Below are 2,150 nucleotides of genomic sequence, written 5' to 3'. Positions count from 1 at the left end.
GGGCAGGATGATGCGCCGAGCGGGGGCGGGGGACGGCCCGACACCCGCGCGCTCACCTGCGCCGCCGCCGCGGGCCTCGTCGCCCGCGCAGGCGCCGTGGTGATGAGCACCGGCCCGCTCACCTACCTGCGGATCGTGCGCGACGGCGGCTTCTGCACCATCGAGGAGACGACGCGGCCCGATTACGAGGCCACCCGCGACGAGCGGCAATGCTTCGTCGGCTACCGTTGCGTCGAGCGGCTGCAGGAGGGCCGCGAGGGACCTTGAGGGGGAGGAAACCTTGAAATTCCGGCCTGCGCGTGCCTTATTCCGTGCCTGGGGACGGATCGCCTGAGCGGCTCGCCGCGATAGCCCCAGGCCGCCGACGACGGGCAACCGCAGTCGGTCCACGCGCAACGCGAGATAGCCAAGTGTCCCGGCGAGTGATGGCCCCTCCTCCCCGTGAGCGAGGGGCCTTTCACGTCCGGAGCCGTCCCGAACCGTGGATGCCGGCCCGCCGGAAAGGGCGCGGTCCTGTCGTGAGATCGCATCTTCCTCACGCGAGCCGGGCTCCACCGCGCTTGAGAATGCCTCAGCACCGCGCTTGAGAATGCCTCAGCGCCGCGCCCGGGGCCGCACCCGATCACCCTGGTACACCTTCGCGCACAGGACCGCGAAGCTGATCTTGGTCGTGCCGGCCAGCACCCGCCGCCGATCCTGCACCGGGTACGCGCTCTCGACGACGATGAGCAGTTGCTGCCGATGCCCGGCCGCCGCCCGGCGGAGGCTGAAGTACATCGGATAGCACGCGCCATCGGCCAGCACGACGTTGGCGAGATAGACGTAGTTCCGATCCGTCGGCGTCATGTAGACCGAGGCACCCGGCAAAGCGTCGACGATGGCCGGCAATCGGCGAGAGAGTTCGTGCCGCGCGGGATCGTATGCGCGACGGCTCCGATGGTCCCAGATCAGGTGCTGGCGGTCGTGACGTTCGTCGTCGAAACCGACGGTGAAGCAGTGATTCGAGAAGCGTACCTCGATCGACAGCGCACGGCCGATCTTGTCGACGAAGAACGTCAGACGGCGCGGCTCCAGATGGGCAAGGTCGAGCCTCACGCCATCGATCACGTGGTCGAAATAGGCCATGGCCCATTCCGGATAGGTCTTCGGGCATAGGCCGCGCAACCGGCAAAGCTTGCATGCCGCAAGGCTCGCCACCGAACCCGTCATGGCCACCGGCCCGAGCGAATCGGGAAACGCAAGAGCCTGGCGGAGATCGCCGCACCGGTTCGCGGCACCGTCGCGTGCGCGAACCGGATCTCGATCCGCCCCGCCGCCCGGCGTCAGGCCGCCGGGACGCCGATCAGCTCGGCCTGGAGGCCGCCGAGATAGGTGGTGAGCCGGGCCGAGATCGCCGGGTCAGCGCACTGGACCCAGAGCGGCACCGGCAGGGCGGCGCGCGGGCAGCGCAGGATGATCCGCTCGGCCGACAGGGCGGCCTGCCGCTCGCTCGCCGCGGCCAGGAGCTTCGACCCCGTCGGCGTTCCGATCATGATGGCGATGCTCGTCATGCCGGGCCAACCCGTGAGCGGGCCGTCCGTTGCCTGCCGCCGGGGGCCGGGACGGCGTGTCGCGTGCGCGATCCCGATTCCCGGTCTACCCTGTCGCCGCCGCAGCTCATGAGCCTCGGCCCCGAGGGAGGATGGAACGCCGTGCGACGCCTCCTGAAGTTCCTGCACACGATGGGCGCGGTCGGGCTGATGGGGGCGTTGGCCTGCCTGCTCGTGCTGTTGGCGTTCGTGCCGCCGCCGGCCGACCGGGCCGGATACGCGCTGATGCGCGGCGCGATGGGCGCGGTCGCCACCTGGATCTTCCTGCCCGCGCTGGCGCTGACGCTGCTGGCCGGCCTCCTCGCCATGGCGCAGCGCGCCTTCCACCGGGCGGCCTGGGCCTGGGCGAAGCTCGCCACCGGCGTGCTGATGTTCGAGGGCGGCCTCGTCTACGTCCAGGGGCCGATGCGGCAGGAGGCCGACTTGAGCGCCGCGGCCTTGGCCGGCCGCGACACGCTGTTCGCCCGCATCCAGCAATTCGCGGTGCGGCTCTACGCGCCGCTGGCCCTGCGCTGCCTGGAGACCTGGCAGGGGCCGGACGGGAGCTACTGGGGCCACAAC

Annotated in this window: 4 protein-coding genes; 2 read left to right on the top strand and 2 right to left on the bottom strand. The window is 70.9% G+C overall.

Going from position 1 to position 2,150, the window contains the following annotated elements; genetic code table 11:
- The coding region (locus tag FV223_RS30885) for a hypothetical protein (protein ID WP_187276253.1) at nucleotides 1-267 on the top strand (267 nt) is incomplete at its 5' end.
- Nucleotides 268-594: 327 nt separating this feature from the next.
- On the opposite strand, the gene FV223_RS25970 is transcribed toward FV223_RS30885, so the two are convergent.
- Both FV223_RS25970 and FV223_RS25965 read right to left on the bottom strand, forming a co-directional pair.
- A complete protein-coding gene (locus FV223_RS25970) occupies nucleotides 595-1,125 on the bottom strand; it encodes a hypothetical protein (protein ID WP_147729636.1) in 531 nt (176 codons plus the stop codon).
- 197 nt (nucleotides 1,126-1,322) lie between these two features.
- Entirely contained in the window at nucleotides 1,323-1,550 is a 228-nt protein-coding gene (locus FV223_RS25965; protein WP_147729635.1) for a hypothetical protein, read from the bottom strand.
- 141 nt (nucleotides 1,551-1,691) lie between these two features.
- Between FV223_RS25965 and FV223_RS25960 the strand changes: the two genes are divergently transcribed.
- Nucleotides 1,692-2,150, top strand: a 459-nt coding sequence (locus tag FV223_RS25960) for a hypothetical protein (RefSeq protein WP_246689817.1), incomplete at its 3' end; no start/stop codon positions are given.

The sequence above is a fragment of the Methylobacterium sp. WL116 genome, from assembly GCF_008039455.1.
Classification (GTDB): Bacteria; Pseudomonadota; Alphaproteobacteria; order Rhizobiales; family Beijerinckiaceae; genus Methylobacterium.
The sequence above is the reverse complement of the archived record's forward strand: the minus strand, read 5'-3'. Positions and strand labels throughout refer to the sequence as shown.

Bases quoted from the DNA above. Each gene is read 5' to 3' on its own strand.
- FV223_RS25970 (WP_147729636.1), bottom strand. From the start codon at position 1,125: ATGGCCTATTTCGACCACGTGATCGATGGCGTGAGGCTCGACCTTGCC.
- FV223_RS25965 (WP_147729635.1), bottom strand. From the start codon at position 1,550: ATGACGAGCATCGCCATCATGATCGGAACGCCGACGGGGTCGAAGCTC.